General features: G+C 35.9%; 13 protein-coding genes. 7 read left to right on the top strand and 6 right to left on the bottom strand.

Annotated features, from left to right (window positions below; translation table 11 throughout):
• Window positions 1–1149, bottom strand: a complete 1149-nt coding sequence (locus FHK89_RS04870) for a cysteine desulfurase family protein (RefSeq protein ID WP_230657403.1) — start codon at window positions 1147–1149, stop codon at window positions 1–3.
• A gap of 170 nt (window positions 1150–1319) precedes the next feature.
• On the opposite strand from FHK89_RS04870, the gene FHK89_RS04865 reads away from it, so the two are divergent.
• The 5 genes from FHK89_RS04865 to FHK89_RS04845 all read left to right on the top strand — a co-directional run bounded on the left by FHK89_RS04865 (window position 1320) and on the right by FHK89_RS04845 (window position 11383).
• On the top strand, window positions 1320–2351 hold the full coding sequence (locus tag FHK89_RS04865; RefSeq protein WP_230657396.1) for a DUF4007 family protein: 1032 nt from the start codon (window positions 1320–1322) through the stop codon (window positions 2349–2351).
• 125 nt (window positions 2352–2476) lie between these two features.
• Entirely contained in the window at window positions 2477–5854 is a 3378-nt protein-coding gene (locus FHK89_RS04860) for a hypothetical protein (protein WP_230657393.1), read from the top strand.
• Entirely contained in the window at window positions 5854–6690 is an 837-nt protein-coding gene (locus tag FHK89_RS04855) for a phosphoadenosine phosphosulfate reductase domain-containing protein (protein ID WP_230657390.1), read from the top strand. Before FHK89_RS04860 ends, FHK89_RS04855 begins: the two co-directional genes overlap by 1 nt.
• A 194-nt stretch (window positions 6691–6884) precedes the next feature.
• Complete coding sequence (locus tag FHK89_RS04850) at window positions 6885–8723, top strand: DUF262 domain-containing protein (RefSeq protein WP_230657388.1); 1839 nt, start codon at window positions 6885–6887, stop codon at window positions 8721–8723.
• Between the two features lie 2 nt (window positions 8724–8725).
• Window positions 8726–11383 (top strand): DUF262 domain-containing protein, encoded by a 2658-nt coding sequence (locus FHK89_RS04845; protein ID WP_230657385.1) that lies wholly within the window; start codon window positions 8726–8728, stop codon window positions 11381–11383.
• Window positions 11384–11664: 281 nt separating this feature from the next.
• Here the strand turns inward: FHK89_RS04845 and FHK89_RS04840 are convergent, their stop codons facing one another.
• Window positions 11665–13191: a DUF3360 family protein gene (locus tag FHK89_RS04840; RefSeq protein WP_230657383.1), complete on the bottom strand. Its 1527-nt coding sequence runs from the start codon at window positions 13189–13191 to the stop codon at window positions 11665–11667.
• Window positions 13192–13533: 342 nt separating this feature from the next.
• Between FHK89_RS04840 and FHK89_RS04835 the strand changes: the two genes are divergently transcribed.
• Window positions 13534–14670, top strand: a complete 1137-nt coding sequence (locus tag FHK89_RS04835) for a DUF7829 domain-containing protein (protein ID WP_230657379.1) — start codon at window positions 13534–13536, stop codon at window positions 14668–14670.
• A 58-nt stretch (window positions 14671–14728) separates the two neighbouring features.
• On the top strand, window positions 14729–15604 hold the full coding sequence (locus FHK89_RS04830; RefSeq protein ID WP_230657376.1) for a DUF7829 domain-containing protein: 876 nt from the start codon (window positions 14729–14731) through the stop codon (window positions 15602–15604).
• Window positions 15605–15653: 49 nt separating this feature from the next.
• Here FHK89_RS04830 and FHK89_RS04825 read toward each other — a convergent pair whose 3' ends face one another.
• The 4 genes from FHK89_RS04825 to drmB are packed head-to-tail and all read right to left on the bottom strand — an operon-like array spanning window position 15654 to window position 25153.
• Window positions 15654–17240 carry a nuclease-related domain-containing DEAD/DEAH box helicase gene (locus tag FHK89_RS04825; protein ID WP_230657373.1) on the bottom strand — a complete coding sequence of 529 codons (1587 nt, stop codon included), beginning with the start codon at window positions 17238–17240 and terminating at the stop codon, window positions 15654–15656.
• Window positions 17237–18835: a hypothetical protein gene (locus tag FHK89_RS04820; protein WP_230657370.1), complete on the bottom strand. Its 1599-nt coding sequence runs from the start codon at window positions 18833–18835 to the stop codon at window positions 17237–17239. The genes FHK89_RS04825 and FHK89_RS04820 overlap by 4 nt, the downstream gene beginning before the upstream one ends.
• Window positions 18832–20019 (bottom strand): AAA family ATPase, encoded by a 1188-nt coding sequence (locus tag FHK89_RS04815; protein ID WP_230657367.1) that lies wholly within the window; start codon window positions 20017–20019, stop codon window positions 18832–18834. The genes FHK89_RS04820 and FHK89_RS04815 overlap by 4 nt, the downstream gene beginning before the upstream one ends.
• Entirely contained in the window at window positions 20000–25153 is a 5154-nt protein-coding gene (gene drmB, locus FHK89_RS04810) for a DrmB family protein (RefSeq protein WP_230657364.1), read from the bottom strand. Before drmB ends, FHK89_RS04815 begins: the two co-directional genes overlap by 20 nt.
• Between the last annotated feature and the right edge of the window lie 17 nt (window positions 25154–25170).

Genomic DNA, 25170 nt, shown 5'->3' with positions numbered 1-25170 from the left:
TTATATAATCTTTTCCACCACACTAACAATTTGTTCAATGGCTTGTACTATTTCATCTGATGTAGTCATTCTACCAACACATACTCTAAAACTACTTTCAGCTTTAGCTTGTGATATCCCCATCGTTTTTAATAAAAGTGGATACTCACGAGTAAGCCCATCACACGCAGATCCCAGTGAAAAAGCAAGCTGAGGTTGTAAATTATTAAGTAATTGCATACTATCTATACCATCAATAGATAGATATAAATTTCCAGGATGTCGGTCATCTAAATTTCCATAAACTTCAATATTTAGCTTGTCACTTAATCCGTCTAATAACTGTTGTCTTTTTTCTATTAACTCAATAGTCTCAGATTCTTTTAAATCCTCTAAGCGTTTTACGGCAGTTGCAAACCCTACAATCAGTGGCACAGGCAGCGTGCCAGCACGAAGTCCATTTTGTTGCCCCCCACCTATAATCATAGGAAAAAAGTCTGAATGTTCAAAATATTTAGAATACATCAAACCAATGCCTGAAGGACCATATATTTTATGAGCAGATAACGTTAAAAAGTCTACATTTAAATCATGACAAGCAATATCAAGATAGCCTGCTTGTGAGGCATCAACATGCAACTTAGCATCATACTGCTCACATAACTGAGCGATTTGATAGATAGGCTGATTAGTACCTATAATCCCATTTGTCATGGTACATGAGACCCATAGTACTTGATTATTTTCAAGATTATTCTGTAGGTCTTTGAGATCAATAACACCTTCAGTAGTGATGTTAATATAGATTAAATGCAAACCAAGTGTTTTAGCCATGAATTGCAAAGGTTTTAACACTGATTTATGTTCTAAATGACTGGTCAGTAGAGTATTACCTTCTGGTTTCATTCGTTTTGCAAGTTTTATGCCTGAGTAAATAGCAAGATTATTCGCCTCAGTTGCACCAGAGATAAATAACAATTCATCTTCAAAACAATCATAGATTTCTGCAAAAGTGGATAATGCCTCATCTATCATTTGTTGTTTGTGCCAACCAAAATAATGTCCTATAGAATGAGGGTTACCTGCTTGTGCCCATAGCTCATTCATTGCATCAATCACGAACTTATCGCATGGAGTGTGTGCATTGTAGTCTAAGTATATGTTTTTCATAATTTTTTATCTTAAAAAATATCGTCAGTAAATTTAGGTCGCAGATTTTAGGTAATTAATATGACAATCTAACCTGATATAAGTATAATATCATGCGATAATTATTTCTGCTTTGGAGAGTCTTCCCAATAGCAATACCTAGCAATACCCACCCTGATTGATTGAAATTTATGAACTATTTCTCATCTAATATTGATAAAATTAAACCTATATTATCTGGACATGATACTTTTCCATTACGTTATGGTTGGATAAAAAAAGTATACGATCAAATTGAGATGCACCCTGATGTTGTCAACGTATTCTCTCAAGATACAGCGATTGCTAATTTTGGGGTTGGTAAAAATATGTTGAATGCGTTACGTTTTTGGTCAACGCATACGGCGATGATTATTAGAGATGGCAGTGCTTATTATAATACGTATCAAACTGCTGATACTCAAAAATTAGCAAAAACCGATGAGCATAGTACGGATGAACATAGCATAGATGCAACTCGTCATCTTAATCATTTTTATAATGCCCAAAATTTCTTTGGTGATCATGGCTTAGACCCTTATTTAGAGTCACCTTCTACTATCTGGTTATTACATTTATCTCTTGTTACCAATCCAAACTTAGTCACCTATTATTGGTTTTTTAATATCAATACCAAGTCAGAATTAAGTCGTGAAGAGTTTGTACGACTTCTCAAAGAGTTTTTAAAAGATCATAATTTTACCCTTCCTTCTGCCTCCACCATTAAGCGAGACATTGAGTGTTTTATTCAAAACTACACCACCAAACCTCGAAAGGCAAATGAAGATTTTGAAAGCACCCTAGAAGGGCCACTTGTAGAGCTAGGACTACTGACGAGAGTAAGTAAGCAAAATATTAGAGCCTTGCGTGGTGAAAAAAATACTTTGACACTGCCAGTATTTATCTATGCGTTGGTTAGTTTTTGGCAGAATCATCATAATGTCGCAGATACTTTATCATTAGAGATGTGTACTTATGATGAATGTTCACCCGGGCGTGTATTTATGTTAGACGAAGAGGCAATCATAGGTTATGCAGAGCAACTTCAAGACTCACAATACTCTTTAGCATGGACACAATCAGCAGGTATTCGACAGTTTCAGATAACTGATGGGAACAATTTGCATACCATATTTGAGCAATGTATTAAACATATGTGTCACGAAGATTATAAATGCCAGTGACTTAAGTATTTTAAGCATTAGTTATTAAGCACTGGTTAATCCGCCACTATTGGCTCAAGACTTTTTTTTATAATCTCTCAATGGCATCTTAGTATGCTTTGGTAGATGATCGAGTTATAAATACTATGAATACAATCCATAATCGCCCCACTTATCTTATTGACCTTATTGAACGTAATGAATATTTCCAACGTTCTATTAATATTAGCTATGACAATAATGATAGTCATGCCATTGAAAATTTTTATTGTCCCATCTCCTATGAGCAAGTCATCATTAAGATGATTCATCATATACAGCAATCTGGGCAGGCTGCTTTTACATGGACAGGCCCCTATGGTTCTGGCAAATCAAGCCTTGCACTATTTTTACAAGCATTGATTAATAATGATAAAGATATAGTCAAAATAGCAACTTCTAAATTAAGTAACAAACATAAATCTACCATTATAAATTACTTCAACGCTAAAAATGGGGGCTGGAGAGTCCTTAACCTTATTGGACAAACCCAATCTCCTGAACAACTATTTAAAGACGCATTAGATTTACCACCACAAGCAAATAGTCGTGAGATATTAGAGACCTTAGCGGATAATATTAAACAAGGTCAGAGAGTACTGATTTTTATTGATGAGCTAGGTAAAGTTTTTGATGGTGCTGTTAAGAGTAGTCGCCCTGAAGATATATACTTTTTACAACAACTTGCTGAGTTTGTTAATCGTAGTCAAGGTAATATTCTGCTTATTGGTGTGCTACACCAATCATTTATGGCGTATGCCCGCCAAGTATCTACTAAAATTCATGATGAATGGTTAAAAATTCAAGGTAGATTTATTGATTGTGTGGTCATGCTATCTATTGATGAGCAAATTCATTTAATTGGTCAAGTCATCAAAATTAAAGATAAACGTTTAATTACCTATCAACACAGTGAAAACTCACTCACCCAAATTAAGGCAGTGGTTGATAATATTGCGATGAATCGTAAGACAGACTCTGAGCAACTTACCCAATTACTGCAAGCTGTATTTCCCCTGCATCCTTTAGTCTCTATTTTACTGTGCCAACTTTCTAAAAAGAATTTTGGGCAAAATCAGCGCAGTCTTTTTTCTTTTTTAATGTCTGCCGAACCAAATGGCTTTGGGTATTATTTAAGAAACACCAGCATAACAGACTTTTCGTTATTTACTCCCTGTCAATTTTGGGATTACTTAGATAGTAATTTAAACAGTACGCTGCAAGTTTCAGAATATAGCAAACAGTGGTTACTGTCGCAAATGGCAGTACAGCGTTACGAAGAGCTAAATAATGAGATGGCAGTTAGACTGATTAAGATCATTTCTCTTATTAGTATATTTGCTGATGGCACAGGGATTCATGCCAGCCCAAAACTACTACAAACATTACTAGGCATTCCTCAGTCACAGCTCAATGATTTACTAGAAACGCTAGAAGTGGCTTCTATTATTTTTTATCGTAAATTTACCCAATCTTATTCTTTAAGTGAAGGAAGCGACTTTAATCTTAGTGAGGCGATCAAATCACAGTTACAAGAGTTGGATTCTCTACCTTTTGAGCAACTAGAGCAGTTTGAACCCATTGTGGCAAAAGCTCATTATCAAAACACAGGAAGTCTGCGTTGGATGGAGGTGAAATTACTTCCGGTCACTGAAATGACCAGTAACGCACTGTTAAGATTGCAAAATAATAGCAATGAATCACTGGTGGGTTATTTTTGTCTGTTACTTCCTAAAAATGATAGTGAGATAAGCTTAGCATTAAGTATTTGTGAGACAGTAACAAAATCTTCCACTAGCCTACCTAACCTAGTTGTTGCCATATTAGATAGTCACAATACCATTATTGATTTGCTAAAAGATAAAATAGCCTTAACTAATATCTTAAAAAATGACAAGCGATTATTAAATGATAAAATTGCTCGTCAAGAAACAGAAGGACGATTGGTTGAAGTTGAAGATACGCTTAATCAACTGCTAGATAAAAGTCTTGGTTCATCAAAATGGTACAGCACTTACTTAGATTTAGATAATGATAATACAGCCGCCAAACTAAATCGCTTCCAACTATCAGCACTGGCCTCAAAGATTGCCGACAAACAGGTAAGTGAATACTTTATCTGTAATAACGAATTAGTAAACCGTAATAAACCCTCTCCAAGCGCTAAAGGGGCAATTCGGGAATTGCTCAAGCGTATGATTGAAAATAGTGAGGAAGAAAATTTAGCCATAGAAAAATATCCTCCAGAAAAAGGAATATATGAATCTGTACTGCTAAAAAATGGGCTGCATAAAGCTGATGCTGATGGTAATTGCTACTTCGCTAGACCTACCGAGCCAAAACTTGTAAAGATTTGGGAATGTGCAGATAACATTATTGCCAATAATAAAGGTCAATTAGTCACAGCCAGTCAGATTTATCAAGCATGGCAACAGCCTCCTTATGGTATAAAATCTGGACTGCATGAGATTTTATATGTTGCTTATATATTATCACGTCATAGTGACCTTGCTAATTATATTAATGGCGAATATAAACCCACGGTGCAATATTTATTGGCTGAATATTTAATTAAAGTCCCCGACCAAGTTGGAATTAGAGAAGTATCCTTTTTAGAAGAGACTCAAACATGGGTACATGTTTTAAAAGAGCAGTTAGAAAGTGAATTTGCTACTCGTTTAAAATCTGCCATACAAGATGAACCATTACCCATTGCGCAAGCACTGGTCAGCATTTTTGATAGTATGCACCCTTGGATACAACGTACCAATGAGCTGTCGTCTAAAACAAAACAGTTACGCAACATACTAAAACAAGCAAATGACCCCAACCAATTATTATTTGATGATCTGCCCAGATTCTTTAATGCCAATGATGATGATGATAAAAAGGTAGAGAAAATCATTACAGGACTATTTGAGTTAGATTATAAATACCCAACCCTTGTAGAAGATATAAATACTAAGCTAATTGATTATTTGAAGGTTAAAAAAGAAGGGATTAACCCATTTTTAGAAATCAATCAACGCGCCGCATCTTTATTTGGCAAATCAGGCGATTATCTGCTGGATGCTTTTATAGCAAGACTGGTTAAATACGATGGTTCTATGAAAGATACTGAAAGCTTGATTAGTTTATTAGCAGGCAATAAACCTGCAAAAAAATGGATTGATCAAGATATTATTAAAGCAAAGCAACAGATTGCTGCTTACTGTTTTCAATTTTTGGAAGCAGAGGTTAATGCCGATATTCATACCAGTCCAGACCGACAAAAAATTGGTATTATCACAAAGTCGCCAAATGAAACCAAGAGTCAAGTGCGCGAGGCTCATATTACTGATTTAAATGCCAAACGAGTTGAAGAAAAAGCAACAGAGATCCTTACAGCTTTGGCAGATCAAGGCTTTGACTTAAATGATCAAATCGCCATTATCGCTAAGTTTTTAAATAAACTTGAAGGTGATGATCAGCTAGAGGTCTCATAATGAAAAAGATTAAACATGTCCTTGGTATTTCTGGTGGTAAAGATAGTGCGGCGCTTGCTATTTATATGCGGGATAACTATCCACAATTAGATATCGAATACTTCTTTACAGACACTGGCAAAGAGTTAGAAGAGGTATATACCTATCTATCTTATTTGGAGGGCTATCTAGGAAAGCCAATTCAGCATATTAATCCTGATCGAGATTTTGATTTTTGGCTCACCCAGCATAATAACTATCTACCTTCACCACAAGCACGCTGGTGTACCATTAAAATGAAGCTAAAACCCTTTCAGGAATGGGTACAAAAATTTTTAGATGATGGCTATGAAGTTCATTCTTATGTTGCCATTCGATCTGATGAGCCTTATCGTACCGGTTATGACTCCAATGATGAGAGTCTTATCGTTGAGTTACCATTTCGAGATGATGGGATTGATAAAGCAGGCGTGATGGATATTCTGGAAAACTCAGGTGTCGGTTTGCCTTCATATTATGAATGGCGGACGCGGAGTGGTTGCACATTTTGTTTTTTTCAACGTAAAATTGAGTGGGTGGGATTACTTGAACGTCATCCAGACGCCTTTCAAGAAGCAATGGCTTATGAGAAGGAAGCACTGGCTAATCAGACCCCATTTACATGGTCTGAACGTGAATCATTAGAAGAATTAAGTGAGCCAAAGCGAGTCGCAGAAATTAAAGCTGAACATGAAAAAAGAATTGCCAAAATGAAAAAGCGGATTAAAGTTAATCCGCTCCGTCCTGATGGTGAGCCTGAATTAGATATGGACGATATCTATGGGCAAGGTAAGGTATGTGTGATGTGTCATAAGTAGCGTGTGGTATACCAAAAAAATATAGAGCAATCTATTAGAGTCTGTTGAACTTTCACCCCGTTAGGCTAATATCTATAAGGGATACAGCTATTTTTTACTTTCATGTAAAAATTGGCTAAATTTTTCCTATGAAGATGAATGTTCAATAGACCCTATATAAATGGTGCTTGTAAATATAACCATAAGGAATAAGAATGCAAGATAACATCTTAGAGCCAAAACCCATCAGTGATTTATTAGGTGAAAAATTTTTTATACCTGCCTATCAACGTGGATATCGTTGGAATAAACAACAAGTATTTGCCTTATTAGATGATATCAAGGAATTTCAGCAAACTTCCGAGGAGAGCGGAGATAAAAAGCAATTCTATTGCCTACAACCTATTGTCGTTAAAAAAAGAGATGACCAATGGGAAGTGGTTGACGGGCAACAACGTCTTACGACTATTTATATTATTTTAACCTTCTTAAAGTCTCTTCTTGATGATTATGACTATTCTCGTTATAAAATCGAATATGAAACCAGACCTGATTCAACCGAGTTTTTAGATAACATTGATGTCACCAAAGCTGAAGAGAATATCGACTTTTTCCACATTGTGAAAGCTAAAGAAGCCGTTGGTGAATGGTTTAAAACCCAAGACCGTATGTACCGTAATGTTCTATTTCAAACCTTATTAAGTAGCGATGAAATTGGCAAGAACGTTAAAATGATATGGTATGAACTGGGTGAGCATGAAAATGCAGTTGAGGTATTTACACGCTTAAATATGGGTAAAATTCCCTTAGTTAATGCTGAGTTAATCAAAGCTTTATTCTTAAAATCTAGTCAATTTAGTCAACAGTCATTAGACGCACATCAGCTTCAGCAGATAAAAATATCGCAAGAATGGGATGATATTGAAAAGAAACTTCAAGACGATGCTTTTTGGTATTTTCTAAGTAACGCAGACATACAGACAAATCGTATTGAGTTAATACTTAAACTTAGAGCCACAGATTCACAGTTTAAAAATATTGACGTCACTCAAGGCGATAAATTAAAGATATTTTTACAATATAATGCTCAGCTTAGTAAGAATGTGGATTTAGCGCAAGAATGGCTCACTGTTAAGCAGTATTTTATGTCTTTAGAAGAATGGTATAACGATCGTGAATTATTCCATTTGATAGGATTCTTGATTTCTCAAGGCGAGAAGATAACAGATATCATAAACATAAGTAGGGAAAGTAAAGGCAAAAAAGATTTCAATAGACGTTTGATTAATATTATATTTAAACGTGCTTTTGAGGATGAAAGAAAAGTTTTGATTAAGCAGAACAAATTAGCAGTTAAGATAAATGATTATATATCAGAGCTTAATTATGGTTATACAAGGGTTAATAAATTACGTCAAATACTATTGCTATTTAATATTATCAGTCTATTAAGTAATCCAAAGTCCAATGCACGCTTTCAGTTTGAAAAATTTAAATTAGAAAAATGGGATATAGAGCATATTTACTCTGTAAACTCTGAGATACCAAATTCCAGTACTGAGCAGATAAAATGGCTACAACAAATAATAAAGTACCTATCTGATGATAACAATACTACAGATGGCTTGATTGCAGCTAACCAAAAAAGCTTAGCCAATGAAATAAATGAAGCACTTAGTATTAAACAACAAGCGTTTAAGCTGCTTGAAATCTCGTTTACCAAAGAACAGTTTAAAACCTTGTATGAGCGTGTCATGACCTTATACAACCCTAAAGGTGATGATGAAGTTGACAACTCTATTGGTAATTTAACTTTGCTCGATCAAGGAACCAATCGCAGTTATAAAAATGCCATATTCCCAATTAAACGCAATACAATTATTGGTTTAGATAAAAAAGCGACTTACGTACCTTTATGTACTAAGAATGTTTTTTTGAAATACTACAGTAGTAATGTCGATAAAATGCTCTATTGGCAAAAAGAAGATGCCTTGAATTATAAGCAAGCAATGATAGATATATTGACTGAATTTTTTAGCCAAGAGGAAGCATGATAATGACGACATTAGCAACGGATAATATCAGTAAAAAAATTACCTTTATAGAAATATTTGACTATGAAAATATTGATTTTATTGAGATACCGATTATTCAGCGTGATTATGCTCAAGGCAGACAAAGTGCAAGTGAAGTTCGAGAGGTTTTTTTGACCTCGCTATATAATACATTAACGACTAAAAGGCAGAACTTAAATTACTCACTGAATTTAGATTTTGTATATGGCAGTATCGTTAATAAGGCGTTCTCTATACTTGATGGTCAACAACGCCTAACTACCTTATTTTTATTACACTGGTATTTGGCTATAAAAGACAATCGATTTGATGAGTTTAAGGATAAATTCACCTTTAATAATCAATCTCGCTTTACCTACAAAACCCGTAAAAGTTCTACTGAGTTTTTTAATGCCTTGACAGCAGATGACAGTTTTATAGAGAAAATCTCTAGAACTACTAATAATAGTCAGTCAGAAAAAGACAACCCTATAATAAGCGAATTAATAACTGACTGTAATTGGTTTTATCTATCTTGGAAACACGATCCGACGGTGCAGGCTTGTCTTAATATGCTTGATGCCATTGAAAAAAAGTTTAAAAACCATGATGAAGACTTATACCTCAAAATCACTGATACCAAAGACCCATACATCACTTTTCAATTTTTACCATTAGATCATTTTGGCTTGTCCGATGAGCTTTATATAAAAATGAATGCTAGAGGCAAGCCTTTAACGCCATTTGAGCATTTTAAAGCCATAATAGAACAAGCTTCTCAGTCTCAATCTGACTCCCTACCTAAGTTTAATTTAGATGCTAGAGGTGGTAGGGTAAGTGGACATGAGTACTTCGCTCACAAGATTGACACCGATTGGGCAGATTTATTTTGGACGTATCGTAAAGTAGGTGAAAACCATGATACTTTTGATGATGAGTTTATGAATTTTATCCGCTTACTCATTTTATTTGAATATATGAGTCATTCTAAAGACAGCTCAAAAAATATTGCGAATATCATAAGTGATACATTCTTTGCCAATAATAATAATCTTAAATCTGTTGCAGTATCTACCTATAAAGATTATGACTGTCTAAACGCTCAATTTATTGGCAATTTAATTCATATATTGGATTTATTAGATGCAAGTGACAACCATAAGATAAAGACATTTTTGCCTACAGATGCTCAAAAAAAGTATTATCCTGAAGAAGCCATGTTCGAAAAAGTACTTGCTGATAATACATCATATACTGAAAAACTTAGATTTTATGCCTTTTATCGATTCCTAATAAAAAATCTTACCTTAACAGATATAGCTACTAACAAGATAAAAGAGGACTTACAGACCAAGTTAGTCGAATGGATGCGGGTTGTATATAACTTAACTGAAAATACCATTATCGATGATGCAGAAAACTTTAATAATGCTTTTTCTGCTATTGAATCTTTAACTGATTATGACCGCTCTATTTTAGATGTCTTAGCAAACGATCCTGACCTTCAAATCAGCACCTTTAGTCAAGACCAAGTGGTTGAAGAGAAGATCAAAGCCAACTTAATACTAAAATCTGATGACTGGCGTGAAGCCATCTTTGATGCGGAGGCGCATCCATTTTTTAAGGGTCAAATTGGATTTTTACTTAATTTTTCAGGTATTCTAGAATTTTATCGTGAACATCAAAATTGCGACTGGGATGCTAGTGAAAATGTGAACTATCTAGAAGCGTTTAAGAAGTATGCAATATCTGCTGGTGCTGTTTTTAACCTTATACAAATACAAAATACCTCACAAAAAATTAACTATGCCTGGGAGCGTGCGGTATTAAGTAAGGGGGTTTATTTTACTAAAAAAAGTTACGACAGATACAATTTACTTAGCACACGAGAAACCAAAAATAATATTAAAAGGGATCATAGTTGGAAGAGACTTTTACGCATTGGCTCTGCGTATATGAAGAATGAAGACTCAGAAAACATCATCGAAGCCAGACAGTCTTATGTCAAAGCAGTACTTGATGATCCAGATTTTAATACTCATAAACTGCAAGAATCTTTAGAAAATATTTCTGCCAAAGCAGTTACAAATGAAAATATTGAATACTGGAGAAAAGCTTTTATTCAGTATCCTGTACTTTTTGACTATTGTAAACAAGGATTTATACTCAAAAATAAAGATGAGTTTGTATTATTTAAAGAGTCACAACGCAACTTTACTCAATATGAATTTTATACAAAGGTCATAGATTTAAAACTTAATGAAATTCTTACGAATGATCCTGATTATTTACAGCCTTTTGCAGCGGCAGAGTATGAAGAAGTTACTACGACTGAAGATTGGGCTCATCAAAAAATTATAAACTGGCACTTTGGTAAAAATACTTTTGATATAGCTATTTATAAACATCCACATAACTTTGAGATAATCTTCAAGAATAACTCGGATACTCATAATGAATATCCACAACGAATCATTGATGTATTAGAAACTTTAGATTTTAAACCTTATGTTGAAGAGGATGCTAACTCGCTCTTATTTGATCAAGTTGTATCGTATGTCTGTGATTTAGGAGATAATGAGACGGGTGTAGACAAGGTGTTGTGTAAACTTGATGAGGTACTTGAAGAACTACGATTAATTGCCAAAGAGGTAAGTTAGGCTCTGTTGAATATTCACCTTTGTAGGAAAAATTGAGATACTGATTTGGAGATGTTTCAAAAAGTATGCTGTGGTTATTGTTCATAAATCTCCATAGTTTCAGCCCTCTTTCTAACCCCCTCCTTTTAGAAATTTCTATTTAAAGAAATTCCCTTGTAAGGCTAAAATTGCAGTGCAATTTTTTAACGCCTCTCAGGGAGGGGGAACCTACTTTTTAGAATACTACCACTGATTTTAACAAACCGTATCTTAATCCAGGTAAATTGAATTGATAGCCTTAATTAATGACGGAAGTGAGGTAATAGTGCTGGGATACCAGGCAACATACCCACCATTGCCATCACTCCAGTTAAGACAACAAACATCACACCTGGAATAATCCAGCGACTCATTTTGCTCAAGCTTGCACTGCGCTCTTTAGAGCCAATCAAACCTAAATTGTCCAATAACAAGGTGATTGACCAGCCAAAAGCTGGGTTTACTAGCGCTGAGGCAAAGACCACAATTGCAGCAGACTGGGTGGTTTTACCTTCCCGAGTCATCTCCATACCTGCCTCTAACAACGGAATAAACACGCCGACAATTAACGCCACACACATCACTGGCTGCCAAATCGCTAAATCCATCGGATAACCCCAGATACCAGCGATGATACAAAATAACGCCGTTAATAGAGCACCTGCGGGAATAGGACGCTTAGCAATCGCTGCGGGGACGATATAGGTGCCCCATGATGAGGTAAAGTTGGCACCGCCTAGGAGTGATCCTGCCACTTGTCGAAATGAGGCGCTGACCATGGTATCGTCAATGTCCATCAAGACGCGTTCGGTTCGCTTAGGATAGCTAATCTTCTGAAATACTTGATGCCCTAAGAAATCTGGTGACCACATTGCGACAGCTAAGATCGCAAATGGTAAGACAATAATAAAGCTATCAACGGTCGGAAAGCCTAGCATCCAGCCCGTATTCTCACCCCACCAATACATGGGGCTTAAATGTGGCATACCGGGGTCTGTTTTAAATGCAAATGGTGCGCCCATCAAAAATGCAGTGCCACCACCCACTAAGCAGCTGAGCGGTACAGCAAGCCAGCGTTTTTGGAAGTGCTCAAGTAGCGCATACAAAATAATGGTCAGCAAAATTACCACAAAGGCAATGTGTGCCATACCGATGCCCTCTGCCCAAGCAAAAAGGTTTTTGACTTGCGAGGTCGTCCCAATAAAGCCTAAATACAACAGTAGCCCCCCGCACACGCCTTTACTGGTCAGATTCGCCAGTAAGCTGCCGCCTTTACTTATCGCTAATAACAGTCCAAAACCACCGATTAATAGACCAAACGCCATCGGGTGACCGCCAGCGGCTACAATAATTGGAATCAAAGGAATCAGTGGCCCGTGTGTGCCCGCTAGGTTGGCGGTAGGCAATATAAAGCCGGAGAATAGAATAATAAAAATTGAGACAATTAATAGCTCGTAACGCACGTTCTCTAAAATAAAGGCATCGCCTAGTCCAAGAGGACCTGCGAAAGTGGCAGCAATTGCACCAACCATAACGACTTTACCAATAGTGGCGGCCATCGCTGGAATCGTGTCTTCAAACTCAAATCGATAATCACGAAATGGTAAATTAGGACGCCAGCGTTTAGGCTGCATAATCTGCAATTCATGATTGAGATAATCATCACGACTATCAAAGCTAGCGCTTGGTTTATGTAGCTGCTCATAGCTGCCGGATAATATAGCATCTTCGCTAGGGGAAATTAGGGACTGTGGTTTAGAGTCTGAAGGGGGGATTTGCTGATTACTCATTTCACTTCCTTATGACCATCGAGTGTTAGGCAACTGAGTGCTTACATGACAGTTCATCGTATTAATTGTGAATAAAAACAAGGCAATAACTATAAAAAGGGCGTTATTGTATGACATTAAAAATAAGAAAGCGAGAGCTAATGTCGATATTACTCTAACGAAGTAACAGCGCAACAGATGACAGAAACAATCCCAAAGATATAAGTCATCATAGCGATCGGGGCGCTTAGTATTTTTCCATTTGTTATACGGATAAAATGGCTGATTTTGGTATTATCACTCCTGTTGAGTATACTGGGGAAAGTTCAATAAATACTAAACTAAGACAATAAGGATTTATATATGTATAGATATGGTGATAATGTATACAATGATTACTCATCTGCTGATGCGGTTAGCACACTTTATAGACAGTTGCCTGAGAACTTTGATGAACTACGTGAATTATTTGAACAATCAATTAAAAACAATCTTAATGGAATGTTTGATAGACTCATTGCTAATGATGAATTTACAGAAAGTGAGACAAATAAAGTCAATAAATATAATATGAGTATAGGTTGGCATTCACCTTTCGAGTTATTTTTTGAAGCAACGAGTATGGTTCCTAAAAAAGAAGAACTTCGAATCCCTAGTGAAAAATATCAAAGTATCATTTGCTCAATGCTATCAGCTAAGTATGGAGAGCCAATTGGTTTGAAGTATACAAAATTAATTCAAGTTGCTCATAATATTATTGATTATTATCCAGGATTTTATAATATTTTTAAAAGTATATGTTACTATTATGGTCATTACAATAAATTAAAAGAGCAAGATAAAAATAATAAATTAGATTATAAGGAGCAAATTCATAAAAATAAAATCAATATTCCTGATCATACTCTTAATAAAATAATTGAATTTCTTTGTCCTAAGCTCAATGGAAGATTATTGTATGCACAAGAATATGGCTGCAAAGCTGAATCAGATTCTATTTTAAATGAGTACTTTCATCCTGTTAAGTTTTTTTCTATCTTCCTGAGTCCCAAAATATCTGATGCTGATGCCATCTATCTAAAAAAGAATAATGATAAAATATTTAAACTTGTAAAAAATTATATAAACGTAACTTATTTAAATAATTCATCTGACATGTTTTGTGTTACCAATCATAATCTCCCCCAAAGAACTCAGGATTTTATATCTAACCATTATAGGCTAGATTATAATGACTATCTTGGTCTTTATGTTAGAGATGGAACAAAAAAATATGAAGATGAGTTGAGTGAGTTTGTTAAATATATTCATTTGTTTGATTTAGAACAATATATTGTAAATGGTTATTATGAAGATAAGAATGGAGACTGTTTTTATCTAAAAGTAAAATATGAGGGGTTGGATGAATCTGAGAAGATAGAAGTAAAATATAGAATAAAAAGTCTGTTGAGAGCTACTATCAGTCATTATCAGCTTGATGATGATGGATTTTCAGGTTAGTTTATTAACCTGAATAACTAATGACTTTAGTTTTAAATAAGAGGTGAGAAAAATAATTATGGAATATTGGCATAAAAAGAAAGTAGAAAGTTACTTTGATCAGCTAGTTGGCTTCTGTAATAAAGAGAAACCATATATTTCAGAATCGGTTTACAAAGTTCCTAAATTATTAGGATTTGAGATTACAGAGCAAGATACTCAATTTGATGAGGATGATAAAGAGTTTATTAAACAGAAACTTAATGAGACATCTGATAAACTAGCTGATGCGATGCAATGCTCGAAAGATAGGGTTATTATTAATGCTTTTTCCAATCCTAATTTATCTAAACTTGCTTTACATTTACTTTATTTACCTCAGTTAGGACTACCAATTAACCCAGAAAGCTATGATGAAGGTGAGAATACTATTTTTATAGAAGTGTGTAAAAAAATCCGTGAGCACAAAGATTTTTCCAATATAAAAGAGATCTTAAGAAGATTATATCCTCATAATCTGATACTAGATGATCAAGACATAGATTATATCACTCATCTTTATCATGAAGTTTTGGGAAAACCTGAACAAGAAACTCAATGGGCAATTTTACGTACATATATGAAGATTAATAACTTAGATGACTTTAAAGTAGCAACTGAAAATGTAAACTTACATACCATATATACAATAACAGCAATCAAAACTGATACCATATTTGGTAAAAATCTCAATAGTATGGCTGCTTATTTGAATCATGCTTTATCAAACTATCAACCAAATTCCTTAATGATTATTAAGGCATGTGATCTTTATAAAAATAAAAATCCATTTCTTAATGAAGCGACAAATAATAAGAAATTTATTGAGTTTAGAAAAAATATTTTGGCAGGAGAAGTAGAGCAAAATAAAGAGTATGAAAGGGTATTGCTAAAAATATTTCCAGAGCTTACTTAAGTTTTAGAATAAAAGATATTAAGCATATTTTTCTCACTTTATGGCGGAGTTAAATTGTATGAACTGTATCAGAAGATGACCAAAAGCAGTATAATTTTGCTCTTGCTCTGCTCATACCTACATAATGAAGTGTTTTTTTGTCATCTGTGGTTAGATTTTGTGGGTCTTCTAAATCTAATAAAATGATCACATCATTTTCAAGACCTTTAAAGTTTGCTATCTCAGCAAAGGTGATTTGCTTAAATGGATAAGTTCTCACTTTATAATCATCCAGTTCAATAATATCTTTGATTTCATCAGTAGCTAAGGTGGATAGCAATGACTTTCTTTTTCTTAAAGCAGATAGGATGGTGATGGAACCGTTATCTAACTCTGAGATTTTTAATTCTTTTAATACTATAGATAACTTTTTGCTAAGATACTCTTGGTTACCAGAAAATTCAGTGACTTCAGGGCCTTCAATTAAAGCAGGTCTGCCTAAATCACAAGTTAGAGAGGATTGAATTTTTGACAAAATATTACGAGTATTTCTGCAATTAATATTCAGTTTAAATATCGCAGGATGATTTTGAGTCTTGAGCCATGCCATTGCCTGATCATCAAACTTAGTGAGAACATTTGCTTGGTTGTTGGCATCATGGAAGAAATACCATTGCCCATTTTCAAAGCCATCTTTTAGGGCTAAGTTTAACTGCTCTAAATCTTTGATATTTAAGATGTCTTGTCCTTCATCTACAATGACCACATCAAAGCTGTCAATACTCTCTCTTCTCATGGTTACAGTTAAGCCTGAAATGGTTGTGATAATCAGACTCTCTGATGGTATTAAGGTTGATAAGTAATGGCGCAGCCAAGAAGAGTGGCATGCCAGTAGTACAGTTTTGCCTTGCGATATAAACCGGCGACATAGCTCAGCTGCTAAAAATGTTTTGCCTGTTCCAGCACCACCAGAGCAAATAACCCGTTGATTCTCCATTGCCATATCAACATAATGATACTGCTCTTCAGTTAGCTTAACTGACAGCTGTTGCATATTTTCCACATGAGCAAATAGAGGCTGTATAAACTCAAAGCTGGGTCGTAAAAAATCAATAATTTTTTTTGTGTCACTAGTGGATAAAAGATTGGCGTTTGCTGGACGTTCATGCCAATACTCAAAAAAGGTGGTCAACCAATGTGAAAATTGCAGCATTCCTTGAGAGTCGCATACTATTTCAGCTTCCCATTCAACGCTCTCTTTATTCCATAACACATCGGGGAACACCACTCCATAACCTAAAGGTAAACGCTCTTGCTCTAGTGTGAGATAGTCTGTGATTTTTTCATTTAAAGCGTGCAATGCACTATTAGCCTGCTTAAATGGATCACAAATATTATAAGTACCTTGTTGATTACTGCTAGACCACTGACCATTTTGATAAGAAATAGTGCCCCCTTTGACTTCCAAAACAAAAATGCCATAACAACTTACAATGACAAAGTCAGCTTCACCAATTCTTTTATAGGCATGATTGGGTAACATAACAGAATGCAGTGCCACACAATCAAACGGAGTATCGATTGCTTTTAATGCCGCAAATACCTGCTGTTCAGCAAAGCTATTATTGTCGTAAGGGATGTTTGGTATTACTTTCATTTTGTATATTTCTTATAAGCATCGGTGATTTCGTTAAAATTAAATAACGTGTCTTGTTTAATTTTGGCTTGAAAATAATCTTCTAAAATCGCAATATCAATAGATGCAAGTATGTCAGGTTTAGTTTCTGACAATAAGTATTTATTGTTCTCTACCGTATAGGTGGATGGTAAAGATATTTTCCATTCTACGAGTTGATGATTTGCAACATGATTTTCCTGAAGTAATTTGTTATTAAGCCATTCATAAAATCTATGTAATTTATAAATTTTAGTTGGTTTATCTTTTATATAATCCGTATATAAGATAGCAGGCTGTGTTGGATTTTTAAACGTGACAGGGCTGGCATGTAGGCTATGCACATATTCAGCCATTTTATAAGATATCCAAGTGGATAATTCATAGGTTTGTCTGATTTCATCGGGCACATTGACGATGCCAGAGGTCAGTCCAAAGAATATTGCAATGAGGGCGTAATGTCTCTCTGTAAAATCTTGGTGGTGGTATTTTAGTACCGTTTCGATATGATCTCGCAAAAAGAACATGGTAATTAATAACGTGAAGTTTTTAAAGTCAATGTCTTCTGGATATAAATTATTAATGATTAATTGTAAAATAGTCTCAGGATCTTTATCGTTCGTTCGCTCAACGATTTTTTCAAGACTTTTTGATAATTTAAAACATTTGTCTTTATATTTTTCGGGTATGGCATCACTTTGTAAGACACTTAATATAAATTCACACGCTACGCCATGATTATCAATGTGGATTAATTCATCTATCAGCCGTTTATAGATAAGTTCAATCTCATTATCTACTTTTGAGTTGGGGCTTTTAGTGATATATGTCAGCAATGGTACAAGTGAGCGTAAATAATCTTTATTATGGTTTACACCATCTATGCGTTCATTTAGCATCAGCTCATTAAATATTTCTACCGTCTGACGACCATTTTTTGTTTGATAATATAACAGCCCCAAAGTGCCACCATAAGAAAATGCTTTGTCATAACTTAATACTCTTTGCTCTATATTCCAATTTTGTTCTAAGCCAAAAATATCATCTTCAATGTTACTTTTTGTCTTTGGCTGCTTAAATAAAGTTGGTTTGACGGCATAAAAACTTTTTTTCGCAGCAAATGTGTTAAATTTTTGCTGATAGATGGCTTTTACTTTGTCTCGGGTCTGTGTATCTTGTAGTGTAATACTTTTTATTAGACTAAAGGGTAGGGGAGCGGGGAGCAGAATACAGTTAATATTTTTTGCTGCAAGTAGCTCAGTGATGTCATTGTGCTGCTGATTTATAATAGAAGAAGTAGGCTCTATAAAAACACCCAAAGTCTGCATTTGCTCAATTTGTTTGACATCTATTTCTAACAAGCACCCACTGAGATTTTTATCTTCCTCTTTTGCTTTTTGGAGCGCAGGATAGATATTGTCTTTAGCAAAGCAAGGAACATATCCTAAAGGGATATCTTGCATAGCATCTATCAGATAATTATTTTTGGCAAAACCTTGTCTATCAATAATCAAGCCATAGTGAATAAAATGGATAAGGTTTTCAGTGTTTGTGACTATATACCAATGACTGCTCATAGTTTGCGCCTCTTTAGTAGTTCTTGCTCTAATTCTTTGGTTTCGCCTTCTGGGATAAACTTAACCACCTCACCTTCTGGTGGCAATATTTCTTCAAGGATACTGTTATAAATGTGACTTTTGAATAAATATAGCTTTTCTTTTGCCCTTGAAGACATAACGTATAAGCGTTTTTTTAAACGCTCTTCACTACCCGATTTATTATTAAAGCCATCCGTTTGGATAAATACCACATCAAATTCAATGCCTTTAACCGATTTATCGCTTAATACCACGATACCACCTTGACTAAAGTCAATATGAACGTCTCCTTTTTGAGAAGAACTGTAGGTAGTAATCACAGGCGAGGGGTTGTTGCGGGGCTGATTGTCATTTGCAAGTCTACGTACCCAATCTTCACGTTTGGCATCTGTCGCCACAAACACCCCAATTAATTTACTGGGATCAAAGTGATATTCACGCAATATCTGCTCTTTTACACTGTCAAGTTTTTCATACTCATAAAGTATAGGGATATTAATCGAAGGTCGGTTGGGTATTACTGGCTTTGGGCTGCCTTTATCTGTATAAAAATAATTGCAAAATAGGGCGATGGGCATGGTGTTACGCCAGTTTTCTTTTAGCTCTATTACCTCATCAGAATCAAGACCAAGACAAATTTCAATATCTTCTCTAGATGAGTTTTGCTCGGTAATTTGCTGATTTTGATCTGCCACTATAAAAAAGTTGTTTATATTTAGGCTATCTACCGCTTCATACCACTGAGGTGGTAAATCTTGACCCTCATCAATAATTAAACTGTGATCACTAAGTTCTAATTTTTTAGATTGAAAGTCTTGCATCACTGCATCATAATCTGGCTGATAGTTGTCTTCTTCAGGCACAAATACTTGACAGTTTTCCCAATATAATGAGTAAAACCAAGACATGGCAGTATGCATATTGTCTTGAAGCTTTTCATCAACAAGGCATTTATTGGCATGATTTAACACATGATTAAAGGTCAAAAAATGCACATTTTGGGTTTTTACTAAATTTTGTAGACGCATTAAAGCCACTACAGATTTACCCGTACCGGGTGCACCGACGATTAAATAGTCTCCTTGTTCGGGCAAGCGTAAAATTTTACGTTGTTCTTTGGTTAGTTGATCCTGTCTTGGTAGTTTATATATACGTTTCGCCATTTTTATTCCTTATGACATCTATCAAAGTGGGTATGCCTACTTTGGAATTTCCTTTAATAAAGACCCTATCTAAAAATACATTGTTATAGTTACAGCAAGTGTCTGGTACTAAGGCACAAGCGTGACAAGCAGCACGATTTAGCCAAGACGGTCCTTGTCGCTCCATCTCACCACATACAGGGTCTAATGAGCACCACTGCGCTTGTCGTAACGCACTGTCTAATAGGCGTAAAAATCTTGCAGGCTCGACTAACTGTACGATACCGCCCAATGTACCTGCTATGTCAGGGACAGCGGTATATATCATAATACCCGCCATATTATCATCTGTCGTAGAACAATACAGACGCTCTTTTAATGAAGCAGCAGGATAACCAGCCGATGATTCTAGTTCACGTATGAGCAAATGTGCCAGCGTGTGCATCAGAATAAATCTTGGGGTAGGTATAATATCATCTGTTAAAATCATATCCGATGCTTGATAGCGCAGATTTATCTGATTTGCGCGCAAGCGGATTTGTTCATTTGTTTCCCATTGTTTGAGTATCTGACTATCTAACGTAAAAAATATGCCTTCGCCAAATAATTCGATGGCAGGAAGCCAATCAGCGTTGCCTTCGATATCAGGAGGAATGAGCTTATTATCTGTTATATTATCTTCATCACTATTGGGATCAGTCGATACCGCCTCATCGGTTCTAATGTCTCTTGAAAAGCCCTTAAAAATCTCGATGACTCTTAATCTATCTATCGCTACCAGTTTATCAATCAACTGTGCTGATAAATATGCTGTGTCATTACATGATAGATGCGCATTAATATATGTTGTCCAGTCTTCAGTTAAATGTCGGGTGACAAAATCAGCTCCACTTGGAAAGTTAGCAGCTGTGATGAGTGCCTCATATTCATCGTTTAACATATTGGTGACAACAAAATGCTCAGGCTGAAAGTCTTTAATAGTGTCAAGGGCTGCTAACAGTTCTTCTTTTGTACACTGTAAAGCTTTTATGGCCTTTCGTATCTCTCGATTTCTTTTCCTTTCTATTTTATGTGTTGCGCTCTCGATGGCATTTAATAGCTGAGAATTGGATTGCAATTGGTAGATGATGGAGTTTCTATCGATATTAGATTCTGGAGGAATCACCAATGCCCGCTCGGTATGCGGGGTATAAATTCTGGCATCATTTACTTCTGTGACTACATAGGTATCACCAGATTTACTTTTGAATTCAGTTTTTTCAAATAGGTTTTGGGTACGGCACTTGCTGCAATAGATTTCTTTTTTCCCAGAGTTGGCGTCTTGTATTTTTAGATAAGCTCTATCTATTTCTTGCACACAGTTGTTTTGCTTACCCCTATGGCAAATATAATGCCAAGGTACGTCTCTTAAATCACCATTATTACTGGCTGTACACCATATAATTTGTTTGAGTAAATGATTAGCTCCTCGACAACTGTCAGCAGTACAAAATATGGCATCATCAATTAAAATGCCTTGATGCGTTCTTAACTCCCAAGGTTTGTGATAAATAAGACCACAATGGCGACAGTGCATCCAAGCAGGAAAGCGTGCAACTGGCAGTGTGCTACCTTTGATTTCAATGTTTTGGGCAGTTTTTACTTGAGCCTCTGGCGGCAATAATAATTTCTTTTCGGTTTGAAAGTATTTTTTTACCCGCTCTACGGCATGTAACTCAAGCAAATTATCTTTAGGCGCCCACTCTTTTGTATCACTGACTTTTACCAGCCATTCAAGATTATCATGAACCACAGATCCAACCCCGGAGTAGCTCATTAAATGAGAAAATCGCACAGGTGTGAACCACTTGTCACTATAAATAAATCTATCTTTATCTAAATTAATTTCAAATAAAGCCATTTTTTCTACATTACGCATAGAATTTAGGGTTTGCCACACCCCAGAATATTGATCATTTTCAAAAGAGGCCAGCAAGCTTCTACCAGCTTTATCATCAGCTTTATATCTAAGATTGATGGCTGAGGAGGCTTCATCTTTCCATTGTTCAATTAATATATCTAAATGCTGATTAACGCTCTCTATGTTATCTAGTGCGGCATATTGTATCCGCTGTTTGAACTTTTTAATGATTTTTTCAATGGCAATGGTATCCTTAGAAGAGTTAAAAAAGTCTTCCGCTTGGGTATTTTTTAATAGACCATTTTCACCATGACGGATGGCTGTAACCAAAGCAGCATGTAATGCTTTGTGTCTGACTTGCTCAGTGAATGGTGTCAGGCTAGATGGCTCTACAAAGCGATAAAATGAGCTGTGATATGCCCGAAAATTTTCATAATGCGATAAGCTACGTGCCTGCGTTTTGTAATAATTGACAAATACAATCCCCGGAATATCACCCCGCCCCACACGGCTGCTGGCTTGTATATACTCTGCTGTGGTTAATGGCTGCCCATTCATTACCATCAATGCCAGTCTCGGTTCATCCAAACCCACAGATACCATATTGGTAGCTAAGACGGCATCTATTGCATCATTTTGATAGAATTTTGACTTTAAAGAATTAAATACTTTGGTGTTGGTCTCAGCGGTATTATTACCTGTTAGCGACTTGGTATTAATAGTACGTACGGGGAAGCATTGTTGATATAGTTTTGCGATGTCTGCATTTTCTAAAAGCTCATGCTGCGTTGACCACTGACCTTTAACAAATATTTCATAAGCACTTTGTGAATTTAGTTGTGTCTCTATTTGCTCTGAATAATTGGGCTCGTAGTTTTGTGCTTCACTGATAAAATAGTTCATTAACAGCCGTTTTTGAATTTTGGCGATGTTATTTTGAAAGTTAGTTTGGCTATTGCCCACACCTTTTAAGCTGCTATGGTAGACCATTTGTGTCCACCACGCATCTTTGAGCGCATCTTGCTCATTATAAAGCACTTGTGGGACGGCTAGTAATGCCCCAGACAAATCCTCCAAACAGTTCTTTCGTTGCCGATTAAAGGCCAAATAGCCAACATATAGTCGACCGGGTTTTTCATCTAATGGTACTTCTTTGGCAAAATATGAATCCTTTTGGCGCAATCCAACTGGCGGGAATACTGCCATATCACGTCCAAACAAAGCCTTTACTTGCTCAGTGGCTTGTCGAATCGTTGCAGTAGAGGCGATGAATTTGGGGAATACACCACGTGATGTTATTGCCGCCTCTAGTCCTGCTTCATATAAGCCCACAATCGACCCTAATGCACCAGAAATAAGATGCAGTTCATCTTGAATAATAAGTTCAGGAGGGCGGTTGTCTTTACCACCAATAAAAACGTGGGCTCGCTCATCCCATGCCAATCTGGCAAACTTATCAACGGTGGCTATCAATAGACTGGGCGGCTTGGCATACAGTGCGTCATCCACCACATTAAAGGGTAATATATTATTTTGCTCTTTACCAAAACAACATTGTTGATTGGTGCAGGTAAAGTGGAATGAGTTTTCGTTTGCCTGATAATTGTTACTTGTAAAGTTGTCATCACACCACGGACAGGCATTTAATACAAACTTACTAAAATTTTGTTTTTCTTTCATTTCTATGGCGTGGTGAAATTCATTGGGTGATGACGAGCCGCCTAACCATAATCCGACGGTAAAGGGCTGCTCCCCAAGCTCTGGTGTCTGTCTACGGATAAGCTCAAGCGCACCTATGACTTTGCAAGCCCTGACAAATTGTTGCGAGGTTAACAAGCGCAGCGTATAGCGCATAATGGCAATCGTACCATTGCCGCTACTGGTATAATTTAATCGGCGATAGACAAATAAAAATGCCATTACCCCCAAATAGGCCTCTGTTTTTCCGCCACCAGTTGGAAACCAAATTAAATCGACTAAATCACGATATTCATCCTCTTCATTCATTGAAGATTCTAAAACCATCAGAAAAAAAGCCAACTGAAAAGGTCGCCATTTGTATGTCGTATTATTTGGTCGGCTACGCTGCATTTGTGCTAACATGGCTTGGTTTGCCAAGGCAAATGCTTGTCTGGCTTTTTCATCTGCTTGCAAAACAGCAATGCCACTCTTCATGCGTTTAGCAGCAATGTGCATACGGTCTATGATATTTTGTGCCGTGACTTGCTCATCCTCATCTTCAGTTTTTTTGAGGTCTTCTTGAGTCTCAATCCAGTCAAGATAGTTTTCGACAAATTCATCGAGCTGCTCTAATACACTGTCATCATCTTGTATTGATTGCAAAAATTCAAAATCTAGCACTTTACTAGAAGCGTTACCTGTATTAGCGGTGACTTGTGGCACTTCAAATGAGGGCATAAAGTCACTATATAACATGATTTGATTGCCAGTAAAATCTTTCCAATCTACAGCAACACCATGACCAATGGCATAGACGTGTTGATCCTTATAACGTAGCTCTAACTCTTTTTCTTCCTCTGTTAGTAGCTCTTTACTCACACGAGGGTAGTTACGTAAAGCTGTTTTATCAAAATGACAGCTTAATTCAACTTCAAACAATGAGCCTTCTACCCGCTGCTTTAACTCTTCAAACTGATTATTATTGTTATTATTGCAAGATTTTTGTGGTGTAGTACTATTATTTTTAGCATTTGATAAAGTAACAGTGATGATTTTGCCATCACCATAGTCACGAACTGTCACATCTATTCGCGCCAGTTTGTCGTAGATATAATGAGTAGAAGATTGATTAATGGCGATACCATGTCCATGAGTAGTATCAATGCCTTGTTCATCTAAATAACTTTTTTTCCACTGCCGCTTGCGGTTCTCAGAAAAGCCGCTTTCTTTAGGACTGATATATTCAAATCTGACTGCTTTATAGGATATTTTTATATGCTCTAGGGTTGAATCGACATAAAATGAAAAACCCATAGATGAGGGTGGTTGGTATCTTTGTGGCGATTTTAGTGAAACAATGTCGCTATCTTCTTCTACTGCCTCTTCTAACACTTCTTCTTCAGTATTATCCACCAGACCAGAGGGATATAAAATACCCATGGTATATCTATTAAATGGATTAGATTCTATTAATATTTCTGAGTTTGTCTTTTTATCAAACGTTAATGTTTCACCAGATAGTTGTGTTTTTACCCATTGAACAAGCTGTTTTCTTTCTTTGGTATATTTAACCATTTAGAGCACCTAAATAA

Origin of the sequence: Psychrobacter sp. I-STPA10, from assembly GCF_021012795.1 — a bacterium.
Classification (GTDB): Bacteria; Pseudomonadota; Gammaproteobacteria; order Pseudomonadales; family Moraxellaceae; genus Psychrobacter.
The sequence above is the reverse complement of the archived record's forward strand: the minus strand, read 5'-3'. Positions and strand labels throughout refer to the sequence as shown.

Excerpts from the sequence above, each read along its gene's own strand:
- FHK89_RS04840 (WP_230657383.1), bottom strand. The coding sequence starts at position 13,191 with ATGAGTAATCAGCAAATCCCCCCTTCAGACTCTAAACCACAGTCCCTA.
- FHK89_RS04825 (WP_230657373.1), bottom strand. The coding sequence starts at position 17,240 with ATGAAAGTAATACCAAACATCCCTTACGACAATAATAGCTTTGCTGAA.
- FHK89_RS04845 (WP_230657385.1), top strand. The coding sequence starts at position 8,726 with ATGACGACATTAGCAACGGATAATATCAGTAAAAAAATTACCTTTATA.
- FHK89_RS04815 (WP_230657367.1), bottom strand. The coding sequence starts at position 20,019 with ATGGCGAAACGTATATATAAACTACCAAGACAGGATCAACTAACCAAA.
- drmB (WP_230657364.1), bottom strand. The coding sequence starts at position 25,153 with ATGGTTAAATATACCAAAGAAAGAAAACAGCTTGTTCAATGGGTAAAA.
- FHK89_RS04820 (WP_230657370.1), bottom strand. The coding sequence starts at position 18,835 with ATGAGCAGTCATTGGTATATAGTCACAAACACTGAAAACCTTATCCAT.
- FHK89_RS04870 (WP_230657403.1), bottom strand. The coding sequence starts at position 1,149 with ATGAAAAACATATACTTAGACTACAATGCACACACTCCATGCGATAAG.
- FHK89_RS04855 (WP_230657390.1), top strand. The coding sequence starts at position 5,854 with ATGAAAAAGATTAAACATGTCCTTGGTATTTCTGGTGGTAAAGATAGT.
- FHK89_RS04830 (WP_230657376.1), top strand. The coding sequence starts at position 14,729 with ATGGAATATTGGCATAAAAAGAAAGTAGAAAGTTACTTTGATCAGCTA.
- FHK89_RS04860 (WP_230657393.1), top strand. The coding sequence starts at position 2,477 with ATGAATACAATCCATAATCGCCCCACTTATCTTATTGACCTTATTGAA.
- FHK89_RS04865 (WP_230657396.1), top strand. The coding sequence starts at position 1,320 with ATGAACTATTTCTCATCTAATATTGATAAAATTAAACCTATATTATCT.
- FHK89_RS04850 (WP_230657388.1), top strand. The coding sequence starts at position 6,885 with ATGCAAGATAACATCTTAGAGCCAAAACCCATCAGTGATTTATTAGGT.
- FHK89_RS04835 (WP_230657379.1), top strand. The coding sequence starts at position 13,534 with ATGTATAGATATGGTGATAATGTATACAATGATTACTCATCTGCTGAT.